This window comes from Alloactinosynnema sp. L-07, from assembly GCF_900070365.1.
In the GTDB taxonomy this organism is placed as follows: Bacteria; Actinomycetota; Actinomycetes; order Mycobacteriales; family Pseudonocardiaceae; genus Actinokineospora.
The window spans coordinates 3,743,715-3,760,654 of the sequence record NZ_LN850107.1; the positions used below are offsets into that span (position 1 = coordinate 3,743,715).

Genomic DNA, 16,940 nt, shown 5'->3' on the forward strand with positions numbered 1-16,940 from the left:
CGAATTGTTAGCCTAGCTAAGCGTGTTGTTCGTCACAGTCCCATGTGGACGGTCCCGGTGACCGCCCACCGCCCGTCGCGCAGGCGGCCAAGGACGGTGGCGAGGCGGATCAGCATGAACAGGCTCAGCCCGGTCCAGATGCCCACCAGACCCCAGCCGAACACCTGGGAAAGCCACACCAGCGGGAGGAATCCGCCGATCGCCGACGCCAGCGTCGCGGTCCGGAGGAACTTCGCGTCACCCGCGCCAAGCAGGACACCGTCGAGGGCGAACACCACGCCCGCTATGGGTTGCATCGCGACGAAGAACCACCAGGCGTGCGGGATCTCTTGCAGGACAACGGAATCCTGGGTGAACGCCCGCGGCAGGACCTGCGCCAGCGCCGCGAACACGACGCCGAGCGCCACGCCGAACGCCAGCCCGTATCCGGTGATCTTCTTGGCGAGCACCTTGGCCCGCGCGTCGTCACCGGACCCCAGGGCGGCACCGACGAGCGCCTGCGCGGCGATCGCCAGCGAGTCGAGGACAAGCGCAAGAAACGTCCAGAGCTGAAGGACGACCTGGTGCGCGCCGACCGCGCCGACCGACGTGCGCGCGGCCACCGCGGCGGCGGAGAGGAAACAGGCTTGGAAGGCGAGGCTGCGCAGGATGAGATCGCGACCGAGGACCAGCTGCGCCCGCACGATCTTGGGCCGCGGCCTGCGGTCGACCCGCTCGGCGAGAAGCGCGCGGAGGAACAGCGCCCCGGCGACGACCTGCCCGACGACGTTGGCGACCGCCGACCCGTTGAGTCCCATCCCGGCGCCGTAGACCAGGACCGGACACAGGACGGCCGACACGCCGTTGCCCGCGAGGACATACCGCAGCGGCCGACGCGTGTCCTGGACGCCGCGCATCCATCCGTTGCCCGCCAGGGTCACCAAGATCATCGGCACCCCGAACAACGCGATCCGCAACCACCCGGTCGCCGCGTCGGCAAGTTCTCCGGGCCCGGCCAGCGCTGTCGCTACCGGCCTGGCCAGCAGATTCCCGACGCCGACGATGAGGAGCCCGACCACGAGCGCCAACCAGGTCGCCTGAACACCCTCCCCGACCGCGTCCTCGCGACGGCCCGCCCCATGCAGCCGGGCGGCGCGGGCGGTGGTGCCGTAGGAGAGAAAGGTCAACTGCGTCGAGAGCTGCGCGAGCACGATCGCCCCCACCCCGAGCGCACCAAGCTCGGTGGCGCCCAGGTGGCCGACGACGGCCGTGTCGACCAGCAGGTAAAGCGGCTCGGCGGCGAGAACGGGAAGCGCGGGCAGGGCGAGGCGGGCGACCTGACGCAGGTCACTCATGGGCGCACCGCCTTGCCGTAAGGTGTTGGATCCAAGTTCGCCCCTGACAGTAGCCGTAAGGACCGACAATGGACAACGCCGATTACCTCGACGTCGCCCTTCGACTGGCGAACTCCGAGTTGGGCGACCTGCCAACGCTGACCGGGGCCTTGCAGGACGAACCGTGGTGGGCCGCGCGGGCGACCGAGGCGGATCTCGTGGCGTTGCGACCCGTGGCTGCGGCGCTGCGGGCAACGCTGGCGGCGGCGGTCGACGGCGACGGAGGCGCGGTGCTCAGCGAGGTGAACACACTCCTGGAGACTCACCCGCCACGGCCGCGGGTGTCCGGCCACGGCGACACGCCGTGGCACATCCACGTCGCCGACGCCGACGCCTCGCCCGCGACCGAGGTGGCGGCCGCGGCGGCGTGGGGGCTCGCACAGGCTCTGGTTCGCTACCGCCTCACGCAGTGGGGGCGGTGCGCTGACTGCGGGAACTTCTTCCTCGACCGGTCGACCAACGGGACCAAACGGTTCTGCTCAGCCAAATGCGCGAACCGCGTCCACGTGGCCGCGTTCCGATCCCGACATCGGGGCTGAGGGCTCCAACTCTTGCTCTGGCAGGTGCCCGACCAGCCGATCAGCTGAGTCACCGTGGTGAGAACAGGTGTAGCGGGTTCTCGCCACAATCGGCGTTGTGATCGACTGGCGCGCGAGAATCGCCGCGTGCCGGTGGTGAATGACCAGTTCATCGGGCGGGTGGATGAGCTCGCGCAGCTGACCGAGGGTGTCCGAGGGGTGGGCGGGGTGCTGCTGGTCGGCGGACCGGCGGGCATCGGCAAGACCAGGCTGGTCGAGGAGGCGCTGGCCAGGACCGGGCGTCCCGCGCTGCGTGGCCAGTGCGAGCCGGACGAGGGCGTGCCCGCGTTGTGGCCGTGGTGGCAGGTGCTCGCGGGCAGGCCCGAACTGGCCGCTCTGCTCGAACCCGCCGCGCCCGCGACGCCCGCGGCGGCGGCCGGGGCACGGATGCGGGCGTTCGACGAGGTGCTGCGCGCGCTGTCCGGGCTGGTTGTCATCGAGGACCTGCACTGGGCCGACGAGTCGACCCTGACCATGCTCCGGCTCGCCGCCAATCGGCCCGAGCTGGTCGTCGTGGCCACCTACCGCGACGACGAGCAGGGGCCCGCGCTGCGGGACACCGTCGCCCGGCTGCGCGGCCGCCCCGGCACGGTGATGGTCAGCCCCCGACCGTGGACGGAGGCCGACATCGCCGCGGCCGTGTCCACGCACCCGAGCTGGGTGCCGGTCCTGAACCGGGTGTCCGGTGGCCTGCCATTGCTGGTGGCCGAGCTGGCGGGCGCGCTCGCCGACGGCGAGGTCGCCCCCGCCAGCGGCGAGTGGCCACTGGGTGTCCCCGAGCGACTGGGCGCCGTCGTCGCGGGCAGGCTCGCGCGGCTCGCGCCGCCGGTCGCGCGCGTGGTGTCGGCATGCGCGGTGCTGGGCGGGTCCCCGACACCGGCCGACGTCGCCACCCTGACCGGCGAACCGGTCGACGCGGTGGCCGCGGCGATGGCCGAGGCCGCCGATCTGGTGCGCCCCCATGCCATGACCCGGCAGGCCGTCTACGACGAGACCCCGGCGGCGTTGCGGCTGACGTTGCACCGACGCCTCGCCGAAGCGATCGAGGCGGGCGAACTGCCCGGTGAGTCGGTGACCCACCGCCTGCGGTCGATCGACGACGACGACAGCAGGCGGGCCGCCGTATGGGCGTGCCGGGCCGCGGCCGAGACCGCGGCGGCCCGGTTGGGCTTCGACCGGGCGACCGAGCTGCTTGACCTGGCGCTGGGCGTGGCCCGTGACCCGGACGTTCGGGTGGAACTGGCGCTGTTCGCCGCCGACATGGACTTCCGCGCGGGCCGGGGTGCCGCGGCGCTGCGGCGGTGTGCCGAGGTGAGCGAGACCTCCGACCACCCGGACGCGCTGGTCCGCGCCGCGCTGACCGTGCGCGGGCTCGACGGGGCGGCGTCACACGAGATCGTCCGGCTGTGCGAGCGGGCGTTGGCCGCGCTGGCGCCCGACGACGACCGCAGCCGGGCCCGAGTGCTGGCCCAGCGCGCGCTGGCCATGGCCGACATCGTCCACGTCGATGCCGCGGGCGAGCCGACCCGGGTCGCGCTGGAGTTGGCCGAGCGAACCGGCGACCCCGGTGCGCTCGCTGATGCCCTGCGCGCCCACCACCAGGTCCACAGTGGACCAGAAGGCGTCGCGGCGCGGCTGGACGCGGCCGCCAGGATGCTCGCCTTGGGCGAGTCCGCGCCGCCGGACGGGGAGCTGTGGGCCCGACTTTGGCGAGTCGACGCCGCGCTCCAGCTCGGCTCGATGTCCACTTTGGACGAAGAGCTGGCCAGGCTGCGGCTGCTGGCCGACCGGCTCGGCTGGCCGGTCGCGCGGTGGCACCTGCACCGGATGCTCGCGGTGCGGGCCAAACTTCTCGGACGGTTCACCGAGGCGTTCGCCGAGGCCGACGCCGCGCTCGGCCACGCGGCCGCGTGCGAGGACATGTCCCTGGTCATCCTGGACGTGCCACTGCGCAAGGAACTTCTGCTGCTCACCGGCGGTCTGACCGACGCCGTGCGCGACCAAGCCGACAGGCTGGTCGCCATGGCGCCGATCCCGATCGCCCTCGCCGAGGTCGGCCGGTTCTACGCCGAGAGCGGCGACCTGGCCGCGGCCGCCGACTGCCTGGCCCGGCTGCGCCCCCTCTACGACGGCCTCGGCCGCGACGGGCACTGGCTGCCGGTTTGCCACGACTACGGCGAACTGGGGTTGAGCCTCGGTGTCACGGAAGTCGTCGAGCGCGCCTACGCGGACCTGCTGCCGCTGCGCGGGCACTACTTGGCCGCCGGGTCGGGCTCGGTGGTGTGCCTGGGCTCGACGTCGCGCCCGCTGGGCCGGTGGGCCGCGGCGCTCGGGCACCGCGAGGAGGCGCTGCGGCACTTCGAGGAGGCGATCGCCATGGACCAGCGCACCGGTGCGGTTCCGTTCCGGGTGCTCGCCGAGGTCGAGCTGGCCGCATTGCTGGCGGACGGGACCGCCAGGGAACGCGAACGGGCCGCCGCACTGGCCCGCGCGGCCGAGGGCACGGCCACGCGTCTGGGCATGGCACCCACGCGAGCCAGGGCGAAGGGCCTGCTCGACCGGCTCAAGGACCCGGTCCGGCTGACCCGGCGGGAGCGCGAGGTGCTCGCCCTGCTCGCCGATGGCGCGGCGAACCGGGTGATCGCGGCGAAGCTCGTGCTGTCGGAGCGGACTGTCGAGACCCACGTCAGCAACCTCCTGGCCAAGCTGGGTGTGCGCACCCGTACCGAAGCGGTCGCTTGGGCCGCGCGCTCTAAGTACTGAAAGCAGGTGCTCGCACGGATCCCGCGTAATCAGGATCCGAGGAGCCTTCCTGGTGCCGGAAATCGGAACCGGGAGGGGACGCGGGATGAAACTGCTGGGAAGCGCACTGGTGGCGGCGCTGCTGTTCGTGGTGGCGAAGTACATCTTTCTGAGCACACCGCTGGGCGAGATCGCCGCCAAGCTGAAGTCCGGGGCCGACCTGACATACACCGCCACTTACACCACCACGGGGGGAGTGCGGGCCACGATCGTGCGGCAACCGCCGAATCTGGCGCTCATCCGTGGTGATCGCCGGTACATCGTGACCAGTCAGGACACCTGGATCTGCCGGAGCAGCACCGCGTGCACGCGCCTGCCGGGCAGCCCGACGGCCGACCCGCTGGCCCGCGATGTCGCCAAGAGTTTCGGCGGCCACCTGATCACCCCGGGAGTGGCCGCGGGCCTACTTCTCGGCGCGGTCGCCATCTCGAACCTGAAGACCGAGACGACCCGGCGCACGATCGCGGGCCAGCCGTCCTCGTGTGTCGCTGTCGACGGGGTCACCAAGGCCGTCCTGGACGAGGCCGGGCTCGAATCGGATCCCGGGCCCGCGTGGATGTCGGTCTGTTCGACGGACGCGGGCGTGTTGGCCGAACTGGTGGTCCGCCGCTCGGACGGCAGGGCCCCGATATCGATGAAGCTGACCAAGTATTCGTCTGGCGTCGCCGCGGCCGACGCGTTCCGTCCGCCGCCGCGAGCCAAGGTCACCAGCGGCTGACGAACCGACCCGGTCCAGGCCGGGGCGGTTCGTCCGCCGCGGTTTCTAGTCCGGCAGCCGGTCGCCGGTCACTGGGTCGAAAAGGTGCACCGCGCCCGGCTGGGGGGCCAAGGCGATGTGGTCGCCGGGGCGCCACGGGGACATGCCCGGGGTGCGGACGGTGATCGAGTGCGACGTGTTCGAGTCGGTCGGGTCCAGCCGCGGGGTGGCCGAGGTGCAGTACAGGTACTGGTCGCTGCCCAGTTCCTCCACCACGTCCACCGTCGCGGAGATGCCCTCCGGCACGATGGCCCAGCCCTCCGGCCGGATGCCCACCACGATCTTGTCCGACGACAGCGCCGCGCGCTGGGACGGGGTCAGCCGGATGGGGCGGCCACCGACCGAGGCGTACTCGCCCACCACGGTCGTGGGGATCAGGTTCATCGCCGGGGAACCGATGAAGCCCGCCACGAACAGGTTCGCCGGGCGGCCGAACAGGCCGATCGGGGTGTCGCACTGCTGCAGGATGCCGTCCTTGAGCACCGCGACGCGGTCGCCCATGGTCATGGCCTCGACCTGGTCGTGGGTGACGTAGATCGTCGTGACGCCGAGGCGGCGCTGCAGCGAGGCGATCTGGGTGCGGGTCTGCACCCGGAGCTTGGCGTCCAAGTTGGACAGTGGCTCGTCCATGCAGAAGACCTGCGGGCGGCGCACGATGGCGCGGCCCATGGCCACCCGCTGGCGCTGGCCGCCGGAGAGCTTGGCGGGCTTGCGGTCGAGGTACTCGGTGAGGTCGAGCAGGCCTGCGGCCTCGCGGACGCGCTTGACCCGCTCCTCCTTGGCCATCTTGGAGATCTTGAGGTGGAAGCCGATGTTGTCGGCGACGGTCATGTGCGGGTACAGCGCGTAGTTCTGGAACACCATCGCGATGTCGCGGTCCTTGGGCGGCAGGTTCGTCACGTCCCGGTCGCCGATGCGGATCGCGCCGCCGTCGACGTTCTCCAAGCCCGCCAGCATGCGCAGGGTGGTCGACTTGCCGCAGCCCGATGGCCCGACCAGGACCAGGAACTCGCCGTCCTCGACGGCGAGGTCCAAGCGGTCTACCGCGGGCTGCGGATTGCCCGCGTAGTACCTCGTGGTCGCGTCGTAGGTGACGGTGGCCATGGCTCTCCTCATGGAACGGGGTGACTGCTGCAGAAATTGGTATATACCATTTTGCCGTCGCAGTCACCCCCCTCCGCGAGTCAGCAGGCTCTGACCAGCGGAAATCCCGCGAAACGCGCTCCGGTCACGGGATGACCCCAGCCGGTGTCCCGGTCTGGGTCAGTCCGGCCAGGGCCCGCGGCAAGGGGCCTTGGTGCAGGACGCCGAGGCGCTGGGTGGCTCGGGTGAGGGCGACGTAGAGCTCGGCGGCGCCGCGGGGACCGTCGGCCAAGATCCGTTCCGGATCCACGACCAGGACGGCGTCGAACTCCAGGCCCTTGGTCTCCGACGCGGGCACCGTGCCCGGCACACCCGGTGGCCCGATCACGACGCTGGTGCCTTCGCGACCGGCTTCGTCCCGCACGAACTCCTCGATGGCGTCGGGCAGGTCGTCGGCGGTGACCCGCCTGGACCACGGCTGGACACCGCACGCGCGGACCGACTCCGGTGGCTGGACCCCGGGTGCGAACTCGGCGAGCAGGGCGGCGGCGACGGCCATGATCTCCGCCGGGGTGCGGTAGTTCACCGTCAGCGACCGGTAGACCCAGCGGCCGGGCACATACGGCTCCAGCATCGTGTCCCACGACCTGGCCCCGGCCGCCGAGCGGCGTTGGGCGAGGTCGCCGACCACCGTGAACGACCGACCAGGGCAGCGCCGCATCAGCACCCTCCAGTCCATTTCGGACAGTTCCTGGGCCTCGTCGACGACGACGTGCCGGTAGGTCCAATCCCGGTCCGCCAAAGCACGTTCGACCAGATCTCGGGTGTCCTGTTCGACGAAGCGGGCCGCCAGGTCCTCGGCGTAGAGCAGGTCCGTGGCGAACAGGTGGTCCTCGTCGTCCATCGAGTCCTCGCGGCCGACGAGGTTGTCCAGCACGCCTGTCGCGTGCTGGATGGCGGCCTTCCGCTCCTGCTCGGCGGCCTGGTCGACCGCCGTGTCGCGACCCAGGAGGTCGACCAGCTCGTCCAGCAGTGGCACGTCCGACACCGTCCACGCGTCGCCGTCCGCGCGCGACAAAGCCGGGTCCGCACCGGCCGCGCTCAGCCGGTCGGGCGACATGTAGAGCGGTGCCAGCAGTGTCTCCGGCGTCAGTACCGGCCAGAGTTCGTCGAGCGCGGCGGCGAACCCGTCGTCGTCGGCGAGTTCCTTGACCAGGTCCGCCCGCATCTCCTCCCACGCCTTGCGGTCGTCCCTGGTCAGCCAGCCCCGGCCGATCCGGCCTATCGCCCGCTCGGTGAGCACCCACGTGACGATCTCGGTGAACTTCGCGCGGGCCTCGTTGTGGGGCAGGCCGCTCGCGCGCGCCTCCTCCCTGGCCCACTCCGCGGTCTCGGCGTCGATCCGCACCGTGACGCCCGCCAACTCGATCGACACCGGCCGCTCCGGCAGCCGCTGCCGGTCGGCGACCGCCGCCGCGAGCACGTCGAGGATCTTCAAAGAGCCCTTGAGCCGCGCGATCTCCGGGGTGTCCTCAGCGGTGACGCTCAGGCCGGGCACGAGGTCCCCGGTGGTCACGAACACCACATCGGACTCGCCGAGCGACGGCAGCACACGGCCGATGTGGTTCAGGAAGGCCGGATTGGGCCCGACCACGAGCACGCCATGGCGTTCCATCCGCTCCCGCTGGGTGTAGAGCAGATACGCGACGCGGTGCAGCGCCACCACGGTCTTTCCGGTGCCCGGGCCGCCCTCGATCACCAGCACGCCAGGGTGGTCGAGCCGGATGATCTCGTCCTGCTCGGCCTGGATCGTCGCCACGATGTCGCGCATCCCGTCGCCGCGCGGCGCGTTGACCGCGGCGAGCAACGCGGCGTCGCCCCGCTCGTCGCCGTCCGGGCGGCCGAGCACCTCGTCGGTGAAGTCGAGCACCTGCCGCCCGCGGGTGTGGAACTGGCGGCGCCTGCGCATGTTCTCCGGGGACGCGGCGGTGGCGACGTAGAACGCGCGCGACGCGGGCGCCCGCCAGTCGAGCAACACCGGTTCGTACTCGTTGGCCTCGTCGAAAAGACCGATGCGGCCGATGTAGGAGTGTTCCCCGGAAAGCGTGTCCAACCGGCCGAAGCACAGCCCGTTGTCCCCCAGGTCCAGTCGCTTCACCTCCTTGGCCGACGCGCGCACCTGGTCGTCGCGTTCCATGGGGGTCCCGCCGGTTCCGCGCAACGCCGCGGTGTACTCGCCCTTCACCCGCGCGCGCTCGGCATCGAGCCGCGTGTAGAGCCCGGCGACATAGCCCCGCTCGGACCGCAGTTCCTCGTCGTACCCCTGAATTGACACGTTCCCCCTCAAAGCGATGTACCTGTTGACACTGCCGCGTCGAGCAACAGCCTCGCCGCCACCGTTGTCCCGTCGCCGCGGATCCAGCCGGCCAAGACAACACCCGCACTCAGCGACTCCCCGTTTCCGCGGATCCTGCCTACGGCGAGCGATTCTGCGGCACGACCGGGGCCTTGCCGCAAGCCCCCAGGTGCGCTATATGTTGGAGTGGGAAGGAGCGGTGTCCCCCTTCCACCATCTCAGCGGTGATCCGGCCCGGCGGCGTAGACTGTGCGCGGGCGAGGTTCTGCGCCTGACCTTCTGATCGGGAGTCCACGCCTCCCGGCACCGCGGAGGCAAAGGGGATGGGTGTCCTCAGGACCGGCTTCCGGCCGAACTGTCGACTCCGCTCGCGGGGTGCCCGGACGCGACGCGTGGAGTCCGTCGGTGTGCCCCCGGAGGAACGACGATGACTCGGCAGAAGAACCTCAAGGCCCTGGTCCGCGACCGAATGGCGCGCACCGGCGAGACCTACACCACCGCCCGCAGGCACGTCACCGCGCACGCGGCCGAACCCGGCACCCACGCGCCGTCCACCCTGGTCCGCGACCTGCTGGCCCGCGCGGGCGTGGTCGCCCCGCACACCGGGGAACCGTTCACCGAGGCGATGCTCGCCGGGCTCGGCGGCGGGATCGGCTTCCTGTACGCGGTGTTCGAGTACAAGGGCTACCCCCACCCGACGATGACGATCGTCGCCCAGCACCACCCGGACCCGTTCGTCCCGGCGATCCTGGACCGGCTCGGCTGCGTCACCGAGGCGACCACGACCACCAGCGCCAAGGTCGCCGACCGCAGGCTCGCCGCGGCACTGGCCGCCAACCTTCCCCTTGTGTCCACAGTGGACCGATCAGCGCTGCCATGGCTCCCCCAGGTCGATCCGGCCTTCGGCGACCCATACCCGGTGTCGGTGGTCGCCGCCGACGACGACACCGTCCACTTCGGGGACGGCCACTCGCTGCCGCGCGCGGAGTTCGCGGCGGGATGGGCAGGCAGGCACAAGCACGCCATGCTGACCGTCACCGGCACCCCGACCGCCGACCTGCCGGACGCGATCCGGTCCGCCGTCGCCACGACCGTCGGCCACCTGACCGGTCCGGTCCTCGGCCATTCCTTCGACACCAACTTCGGCCTGTCCGGCATGGACCGCCTCGCCGACGCGCTCGGCGACCGCACCGGCCGCAAGGGCTGGACCAGGCTGTTCGCCACGAGCACCGAGTGGGTGCTGAACCGACTCCACGACTGCCTCGAACGCGAGTACACCGCCCCCGGCGCGACCCGCCCGCTGTACGCCGACTTCCTGGCCGAGGCGGCACCGGTCGTCGGCGAGGCTCGATACACCGAGGCGGCCGATCTCTACCGAGCGGCGGGTGCGCGGTGGTCCGCCGTGGCGACCCGCGCGCTCGGGTCGGCCGACGGCGCGTTCGCGGACCTGCACGCCCTGGTCGAACCGGCGATAGCCCTCGAACGAGAAGCGGTCGCCGTACTCCGGGGTCGGCCCAGCTAGACGGGAACGTTCAACAATCCTACAGTTCAACAAGGGGACTGTAGGATTGTTGAACGAACTGGATCAGCAGCCCGCGACGGCATCCGGGTGGCGGTAGGCGTCGATGAGCCAACCCTTGTCGGACTTGAGGACCTTCATGCCCCCGACGGCGCAGCCGCTCAGCTCCACCACCGTGTCGCTGTCCTTGACGTTCGACTTCGGCGTCGTCTTCGCCGCGAACGCCGCGACGTCGGCGATCTTGCCCGCCGCCTTCGTCACCACCAGTTCGCAACCCTCGGTCCGCCACTCGTCCTCGAACGCGACGACGCCACCCGGGGTGAACAGCGCGCACGTGCCCGCGCCGTCGGCCTTGCTCAGGCGGGTCACGTACTCGGCGTACAGCTTCTCGGGGGAATCCTGGGGCGCGGAGCCCACCACCTCGGCCTTGGTCGGCGGCGGGGTCGCGGTGGGCTTGTCGTCGGTACCGCATCCGGTCAGGAGCACGGCGAGCACGGCGACAGCCGTCAGTCGGAGTGTCAACACGGCGCGCAGGCTACCTCAGACGCGCTCTCAGTCGAGGGCCCGTTTGATCGAGACGAGCACGTCCTCGGCCGAGCCGCGCGCGGTGAACCCCGCCGCCAGCCGGTGCCCGCCCCCGCCCAGCCGAATCGCGGCGGCCCGCACGTCGACCGCGCCGACCGCCCGCAGCGACACCGTCCATACGCCCGGTTCGAGTTCCTTCGCCACGGCCGCGACCTCGGCCTCCTCGCTGGCCCGCAGCAGGTCGATGACGCCCTCGACATCCTCCGGCCGCAGGTCGGCCAGGTCCTCGATGGTCACCACGGCGTAGACCAGCCCCAGCCCGCCCGCCGCGTCCGGGACCAGTTGGGCTCGGCCCAGCACGGTAGAGAGCATCCGCAGCCATGGGAACGGGTGGGCGTCGAAGGATCGGGCGATCGCGTCCGGCCGGGCGCCCGCCTCCAGCAGCCGAGCGGCCAAGCGGTGCGTGCTCGGCGTCGCGCGGCGGAAGGAACCGGTGTCGGTCAGCACGCCCGCGTAGACGCAGGTGGCGATGTCGGCGTCGAGCGGGATACCGAGCTCGTCGAGCAGGGCCGCCACCAGCACCGCGGTCGCCTCGGCGTGCTCGTCGAGAACATGGTCGGTACCGAAGCGCGGGGTATCGATGTGGTGGTCGATGACCAGCACCCGCCCACCGGCCGCCTTCGTCGTTGCGACCCGGTCGGCCAGCGGGCCCAGCCTGCGCTCACTGCCGCAGTCGAGCACGACCAGCGTCGCGGGCGCGGCGGGCACCTCGTCGGCCGGGATGAGCAGACCCGCCGGGTCGAGCGCGCGCAAGGCGGCCGAGATGTCCGCGGGAGCGCCGAACGCCACCCGGACCCGCGCACCCCGGGTCCGCAGACCCAAGGCCAGCGCCAGCGCGCTGCCGAGCGCGTCAGCGTCCGGACTCACGTGGGCGAGCAGAGTGACATCGGTGGCCGAGCGAAGCAGGTCGGCGGCGTTGGCGAGATCGGAACCCATGCCTTTCACATTCCCGCACGGCCGATGCGTCGTCCACTCCGACCCCGATCAGAGGTGCGACCCGACGAATCCCAGCACGTCCGGAAGCACCTTCTGCCAGTACGCCGCGTCGTGCGCGCCAGGCCCGACGACCGCGCTCGCGGGTTTGACCTTCGCGATCAGCTGCCGCGCCACCGGGGCGAACGGGTCCGACGCGCCGCACCACACCGCGAGGGTGTCCTTCTTGAGCTTCTCGGTGTGCCGCAACGGTTCCGTGGCCTCCCACTGCGGCCGGCCGGAGAACACCGCCCGCGACCGCGCGTCGTTCCAGGTCGCGAACAACGCCGGGCTGATCGCCACGACAGCGCCGAGTCCGGGGTTGCTCCTGGCGTAGTTCAGCGCGCCGTAGGCACCCATCGAGATGCCCATGACCGCGGCCGGGGTCGGCCGCAGCCCGGCGGCGGTGAGCCAACCGGGAACTTCCTCGACCAGCATCCGCTGCGGATCATCGGCCGGGTCGGCGGCGACCCAGTAGGAGTCACCGCCATCGAGTGCCGCGACCGCGAACGGCGGCACCCCGGCGGCGACCGCGGCGGTGAGCATCGCGGGCACGCCGAGCTCGACGAACATCTGCGCCGAGTTGCCGCGGCCGTGCAGAGCCAGGCAGACCGGCAGATCGAGCTGGTCGACGCCTTCCGGGCGCATGATCACCAATTCGACCGCGCGGCCCCGCGCGGCCGACTGGACCTGCTGGGCCACGACCGGCTTCGGGGGTTTCGGCTTTGTCGTCGTGCCCGGCGTGGGGGTGACCGAGTCAGCGGGCGGCGCGGGCGGCAGCTCCTTGCGGAGCAGCCAGTACCCGAAGACCCCGAGACCGGCCACGGAGCACAGACCAGCGGCCGCGGCGGTCAGAACCGCACGGCGGGTGGGTGACGACTCACTCGGCATCTCCACACCCTGTCCGCCCGCCACCGAAGGCAGGCTCACCTGCAACGTCGCCGCGTCCCGGCCCTTCGCTACGGCATAGGACGCAGGTCACTGCCCGTGTCGGTGCGGGCGGCGTGCGTCATTCTTCCTCGTCGTCCTCGCGGGGCTGGCGGTACGGGTCGGGCTCACCGGCGTGGGCCGCGCCCGAGGCCAAGGCGGCCACCTCGGCGTCCGCCGCCCGCGCGCGGGCGAGCAGGTCATCGATGTGGCGGGCGTCGTCGGGAACCGTGTCGGCCACGAACGTCAGCGTCGGGGTGAACCGGACACCGGTGCCCTGACCGACCATGGTGCGCAGGACGCCCTTCACGCTCTCCAGCGCGGCGGCGACCGCCTGCATGTCCGGCGAGGTGTCGAGCTTGTCGCCGAGCACGGTGTAGTAGACCGTCGCGTCGTGCAGGTCGCCGGTCATCTTGGTGTCGGTGATCGTGACCCTGGTCAGGCGCGGGTCCTTGACCTGGTGCTCCAGCGCGGAAGCCACGATCTGGGAGATGCGCTTCGCGAGCTTGCGAGCGCGGGGTGCGTCGGCCACGACGCTCCTCTTTTCTACTTAATCATCGTCGGGCCCAAGCAAACGGCGCCGAGCCGACAACAGTTCCAACTCAGGACGTCCGGCGACCAAACGCTCACAGGCGTCGAGAAGATCGCGGACATGGGACGCGTCGGCGGCCACCACGGCCACGCCGATCAAGGCCCTGCGGTGCAGGTCCTGGTGCCCGGCCTCAGCGACGGACACCTCGAACCGGCGACGCAGCTCCGCCACTACGGGCTTGACCACCGAACGCTTCTGCTTCAAGGAATGGACGTCCCCAAGGAGGACGTCCAGTTCCAAGGCACCTACATACAACGCATCACCAATGGAGTCAGGCCGGGGTGCCCGCGGACGGGCACCCCGGCGTCGTGACATCAGCCGCGCGGCTTCTCGCGCATCTCGAAGGTCTCGATGATGTCGCCGACCTGCAGGTCACCGTAGGAGCCCAAGGTCAGACCACACTCGAAGCCCTCGCGGACCTCGGTGACGTCGTCCTTGAACCGGCGCAGCGTCGAGACGGGAAGGCTGTCGTGAATGATCTTGCCGTCCCGCATGAGCCGTGCCTTCGAGTTCCGCTTGACCTCGCCGGAGAGCACCATGCAACCCGCGATGGTGCCGACCTTCGACGACTTGAAGACGTCGCGGATCTCGGCCCGACCAGTGTCGACCGACTCGTAGACCGGCTTGAGCATGCCCTTGAGCGCGGCCTCGATCTCGTCGATCGCCTGGTAGATGACCGTGTAGTAGCGCAGGTCGATGCCCTCGCGGTTGGCCAGCTCGGTGGCCTTGCCCTCCGCTCGGACGTTGAACCCGATGATCACCGCGTCGGACGCGGTCGCCAGGTTGACATCGCTCTCGGTGACGCTGCCGACACCGCGGTGGATGACCTGGAGCAGGACCTCGTCCTCGGTCACGATCTTCGTGAGCGCGTCCTCGAGTGCCTCGACGGTACCCGAGTTGTCACCCTTGATGATCAGGTTGAGGTTGCTCGTCTCCTTGATCATCGCACCGATCTCGGTGATGTCGGTGAGCATCGGACGACGACGCTTCGCGTTGAGCGCGGCCCGGCTGCGGGCCTGCCTGCGCTCGGCGATCTGCCGTGCCGTGCGGTCCTCATCGACCACGAGGAAGGTGTCGCCCGCGCCGGGAACCGACGTCAGACCGATCACCTGGACCGGCCGCGACGGCAGGGCCTCGATGACGTCCTCGTTGAACTCGTCGACCATCCGGCGCACGCGGCCGTACGCGTCACCGGCGACGATCGAGTCGCCGACACGCAGCGTGCCGCGCTGGACCAGAACCGTGGCAACGGGGCCGCGGCCGCGGTCGAGGTGCGCCTCGATCGCGACACCCTGGGCCTCCATGTCCGGGTTGGCCCGCAGGTCCAGTGCCGCGTCCGCGGTCAGCAGGATCGCCTCGAGCAGCCCGTCGATGTTGATCCCCTGCTTCGCCGAGATGTCGACGAACATGGTGTCGCCGCCGTACTCCTCGGCGACCAGCCCGTATTCGGTGAGCTGCTGGCGGATCTTGGCCGGGTTGGCGCCTTCCTTGTCGATCTTGTTGACCGCCACCACGACCGGGACCTGAGCGGCCTGGGCGTGGTTGATGGCCTCCACCGTCTGCGGCATGACACCGTCGTCGGCGGCGACCACGATCACCGCGATGTCGGTGGCCTGCGCACCACGGGCACGCATGGCGGTGAACGCCTCGTGGCCCGGGGTGTCGATGAAGGTGATGAGGCGCTCGTTGCCCTCCAGCGACGTGGCCACCTGGTAGGCGCCGATGTGCTGGGTGATGCCACCGGCTTCACCCTCGTGCACCGTCGTCTTGCGGATGGTGTCGAGGAGTCGGGTCTTACCGTGGTCGACGTGACCCATGACGGTCACGACCGGCGGACGCGACTGCAGGTCGTCCTCGTCACCGGCGTCCTCGCCGTAGGTGACGTCGAACGAGTCGAGCAGCTCGCGGTCCTCCTCCTCGGGGGACACGACCTGCACGGTGTAGTTCATCTCTTCGCCGAGCATCTGGAGGATGTCGTCGGAGACGGACTGGGTGGCCGTCACCATCTCGCCGAGGTGGAACAGCACCTGCACCAGCGACGCCGGGTTGGCGTTGATCTTGTCGGCGAAGTCGGACAGCGAGGCACCGCGGGCCAGCCGGATCGTCTCGCCGTTGCCCTTGGGCAGGCGGACGCCGCCGACGCTGGGCGCCTGCATGTTGTCCATGTACTCCTGGCGCTTCTGCCGCTTCGACTTGCGACCACGCCGCGACGGACCGCCGGGACGACCGAAGGCACCCGCGGCACCGCCGCGACCGCCGCCGCCACCGGGACGGCCACCGCCGCCACCGCCGCCGCCGCGGAAGCCACCGCCGCCTGCTGCCGGTGCGCCCGCACCGGGACCGCCACCGCCGCCGGGGCGGAAGCCACCGCCACCGCCGCCGCCACCGGGACCGCCGCGGAAGCCACCGCCACCGCCGCCGCCACCAGGGCCGCCGCGGAAGCCGCCGCCGCCACCACCGGGACCACCGGCGGGACCACCGCGCGGCGCGCCACCGGGGCCGCCACGGGGACCGCCGGGGCCGCCACCGGGACCACCACGGCCGCCACCGGCGGGCCGAGCGGGCCGCGGCGGCATCATGCCGGGGTTGGGCCGAGGCGGCATGTTGCCCGGCGTCGGACCGCCGGACGGGCGCGGGGACGGAGCACGGTCGCCGCGGGGAGCACCCGAGGGACGGCTGTCACCCGGACGCGCCGGGCCACGCTCGCCGCCGCCGCCGGGGGCGCCGCCACCCGCCGGACCGGCGGGGCCGGGCCGAGGGCCGGACGGACGCGGAGCCGGAGCGCCGCCGCCAACGCCAAACGGGTTGTTGCCGGGCCGCGGCGCGCGCGGACCAGGCTTGGGGGACTGCGTCTTGGGCGGAACCACCGCGCCGGGCTGCTGCTGGGCGGCAGCGGGTCGCTGCTGCTCAGCGGGCTTCTGCGCGGGCTTGGGCGCCGCGGCCGGAGCCGGAGTCGGGGCGGGAGCCGGGGTCGGCGCCACGGCAGCGGCCGGTGCCTGCTCGCGCACCGGCTCGGGGCGCGGGGCGGGCTTGGGCGCGGGCTTCGGGCCGGGGACGGCCGGCTTGGGACCACTGGGGGCGCTCAGCGCCGGGGCCGCCGCGGGGGCGCTCGCGACCGGAGCCGGAGCGGACTGCTCAGGCTTGGGCGCGGGCGGGCGCGGGGCGGGCTTGGGGCCGGGCTTCGGGGTGGGCTTGGCGTCGCCGCCACCCTTGCCCGGGTACGCATCCCGCAACCTGCGGGCTACCGGCGCCTCCACGGTGGAGGACGCTGACTTCACGAACTCGCCCAGATCCTTCAACTTGGCGAGTACATCCTTGCTGGTGACTCCGAGCTCCTTTGCCAGCTCGTGCACGCGGGCCTTGCCTGCCACTGCTCTCCTCGTCCGATGAGGTCGG

General features: G+C 71.6%; 13 protein-coding genes. 4 read left to right on the forward strand and 9 right to left on the reverse strand.

Features of this window, described 5'->3' with window-relative positions:
• Positions 1-32 precede the first annotated feature (32 nt).
• Entirely contained in the window at positions 33-1,334 is a 1,302-nt protein-coding gene (locus tag BN1701_RS16470; protein WP_054049850.1) for an MATE family efflux transporter, read from the reverse strand.
• A gap of 68 nt (positions 1,335-1,402) precedes the next feature.
• Between BN1701_RS16470 and BN1701_RS16475 the strand changes: the two genes are divergently transcribed.
• The 3 genes from BN1701_RS16475 (at position 1,403) to BN1701_RS16485 (ending at position 5,471) form a co-directional block, all read left to right on the forward strand.
• Entirely contained in the window at positions 1,403-1,912 is a 510-nt protein-coding gene (locus BN1701_RS16475; RefSeq protein WP_054049852.1) for a CGNR zinc finger domain-containing protein, read from the forward strand.
• Between the two features lie 126 nt (positions 1,913-2,038).
• On the forward strand, positions 2,039-4,714 hold the full coding sequence (locus tag BN1701_RS16480) for a LuxR family transcriptional regulator (protein ID WP_054049854.1): 2,676 nt from the start codon (positions 2,039-2,041) through the stop codon (positions 4,712-4,714).
• An 85-nt stretch (positions 4,715-4,799) separates the two neighbouring features.
• The gene (locus BN1701_RS16485; RefSeq protein ID WP_054049856.1) at positions 4,800-5,471 is read left to right on the forward strand and encodes a hypothetical protein; all 672 of its coding nucleotides are present in this window, start codon (positions 4,800-4,802) and stop codon (positions 5,469-5,471) included.
• 45 nt (positions 5,472-5,516) lie between these two features.
• Here the strand turns inward: BN1701_RS16485 and BN1701_RS16490 are convergent, their stop codons facing one another.
• Together BN1701_RS16490 and helR are read right to left on the reverse strand one after the other, a co-directional pair.
• Positions 5,517-6,614 (reverse strand): ABC transporter ATP-binding protein, encoded by a 1,098-nt coding sequence (locus tag BN1701_RS16490; RefSeq protein WP_054049858.1) that lies wholly within the window; start codon positions 6,612-6,614, stop codon positions 5,517-5,519.
• Between the two features lie 124 nt (positions 6,615-6,738).
• Positions 6,739-8,928 (reverse strand): RNA polymerase recycling motor ATPase HelR, encoded by a 2,190-nt coding sequence (helR, locus tag BN1701_RS16495; protein WP_172803267.1) that lies wholly within the window; start codon positions 8,926-8,928, stop codon positions 6,739-6,741.
• 448 nt (positions 8,929-9,376) lie between these two features.
• Between helR and BN1701_RS16500 the strand changes: the two genes are divergently transcribed.
• Positions 9,377-10,471, forward strand: coding sequence for a DUF4872 domain-containing protein (locus BN1701_RS16500; protein WP_054049859.1), 1,095 nt, complete (start codon positions 9,377-9,379; stop codon positions 10,469-10,471).
• A 63-nt stretch (positions 10,472-10,534) separates the two neighbouring features.
• On the opposite strand, the gene BN1701_RS16505 is transcribed toward BN1701_RS16500, so the two are convergent.
• The 6 genes from BN1701_RS16505 to infB all read right to left on the reverse strand — a co-directional run bounded on the left by BN1701_RS16505 (position 10,535) and on the right by infB (position 16,915).
• Positions 10,535-10,993 (reverse strand): hypothetical protein, encoded by a 459-nt coding sequence (locus BN1701_RS16505; protein WP_054049861.1) that lies wholly within the window; start codon positions 10,991-10,993, stop codon positions 10,535-10,537.
• Positions 10,994-11,020: 27 nt separating this feature from the next.
• Positions 11,021-11,989: a bifunctional oligoribonuclease/PAP phosphatase NrnA gene (locus BN1701_RS16510; RefSeq protein ID WP_054049863.1), complete on the reverse strand. Its 969-nt coding sequence runs from the start codon at positions 11,987-11,989 to the stop codon at positions 11,021-11,023.
• 48 nt (positions 11,990-12,037) lie between these two features.
• The gene (locus BN1701_RS16515) at positions 12,038-12,916 is read right to left on the reverse strand and encodes an alpha/beta hydrolase family protein (protein ID WP_054055908.1); all 879 of its coding nucleotides are present in this window, start codon (positions 12,914-12,916) and stop codon (positions 12,038-12,040) included.
• Positions 12,917-13,034: 118 nt separating this feature from the next.
• Positions 13,035-13,484, reverse strand: a complete 450-nt coding sequence (rbfA, locus tag BN1701_RS16520; RefSeq protein ID WP_054049865.1) for a 30S ribosome-binding factor RbfA — start codon at positions 13,482-13,484, stop codon at positions 13,035-13,037.
• A gap of 18 nt (positions 13,485-13,502) precedes the next feature.
• Positions 13,503-13,799: a DUF503 domain-containing protein gene (locus BN1701_RS16525; protein ID WP_054049867.1), complete on the reverse strand. Its 297-nt coding sequence runs from the start codon at positions 13,797-13,799 to the stop codon at positions 13,503-13,505.
• Positions 13,800-13,858: 59 nt separating this feature from the next.
• The gene (gene infB, locus BN1701_RS16530; protein ID WP_054049869.1) at positions 13,859-16,915 is read right to left on the reverse strand and encodes a translation initiation factor IF-2; all 3,057 of its coding nucleotides are present in this window, start codon (positions 16,913-16,915) and stop codon (positions 13,859-13,861) included.
• Positions 16,916-16,940 lie beyond the last annotated feature (25 nt).

What these genes read in the sequence shown, in the direction of transcription:
- BN1701_RS16475 (WP_054049852.1), top strand. Translation starts at nt 1,403, where the DNA reads ATGGACAACGCCGATTACCTCGACGTCGCCCTTCGACTGGCGAACTCC.
- BN1701_RS16515 (WP_054055908.1), bottom strand. Translation starts at nt 12,916, where the DNA reads ATGCCGAGTGAGTCGTCACCCACCCGCCGTGCGGTTCTGACCGCCGCG.
- BN1701_RS16490 (WP_054049858.1), bottom strand. Translation starts at nt 6,614, where the DNA reads ATGGCCACCGTCACCTACGACGCGACCACGAGGTACTACGCGGGCAAT.
- BN1701_RS16510 (WP_054049863.1), bottom strand. Translation starts at nt 11,989, where the DNA reads ATGGGTTCCGATCTCGCCAACGCCGCCGACCTGCTTCGCTCGGCCACC.
- BN1701_RS16485 (WP_054049856.1), top strand. Translation starts at nt 4,800, where the DNA reads ATGAAACTGCTGGGAAGCGCACTGGTGGCGGCGCTGCTGTTCGTGGTG.
- BN1701_RS16470 (WP_054049850.1), bottom strand. Translation starts at nt 1,334, where the DNA reads ATGAGTGACCTGCGTCAGGTCGCCCGCCTCGCCCTGCCCGCGCTTCCC.
- BN1701_RS16500 (WP_054049859.1), top strand. Translation starts at nt 9,377, where the DNA reads ATGACTCGGCAGAAGAACCTCAAGGCCCTGGTCCGCGACCGAATGGCG.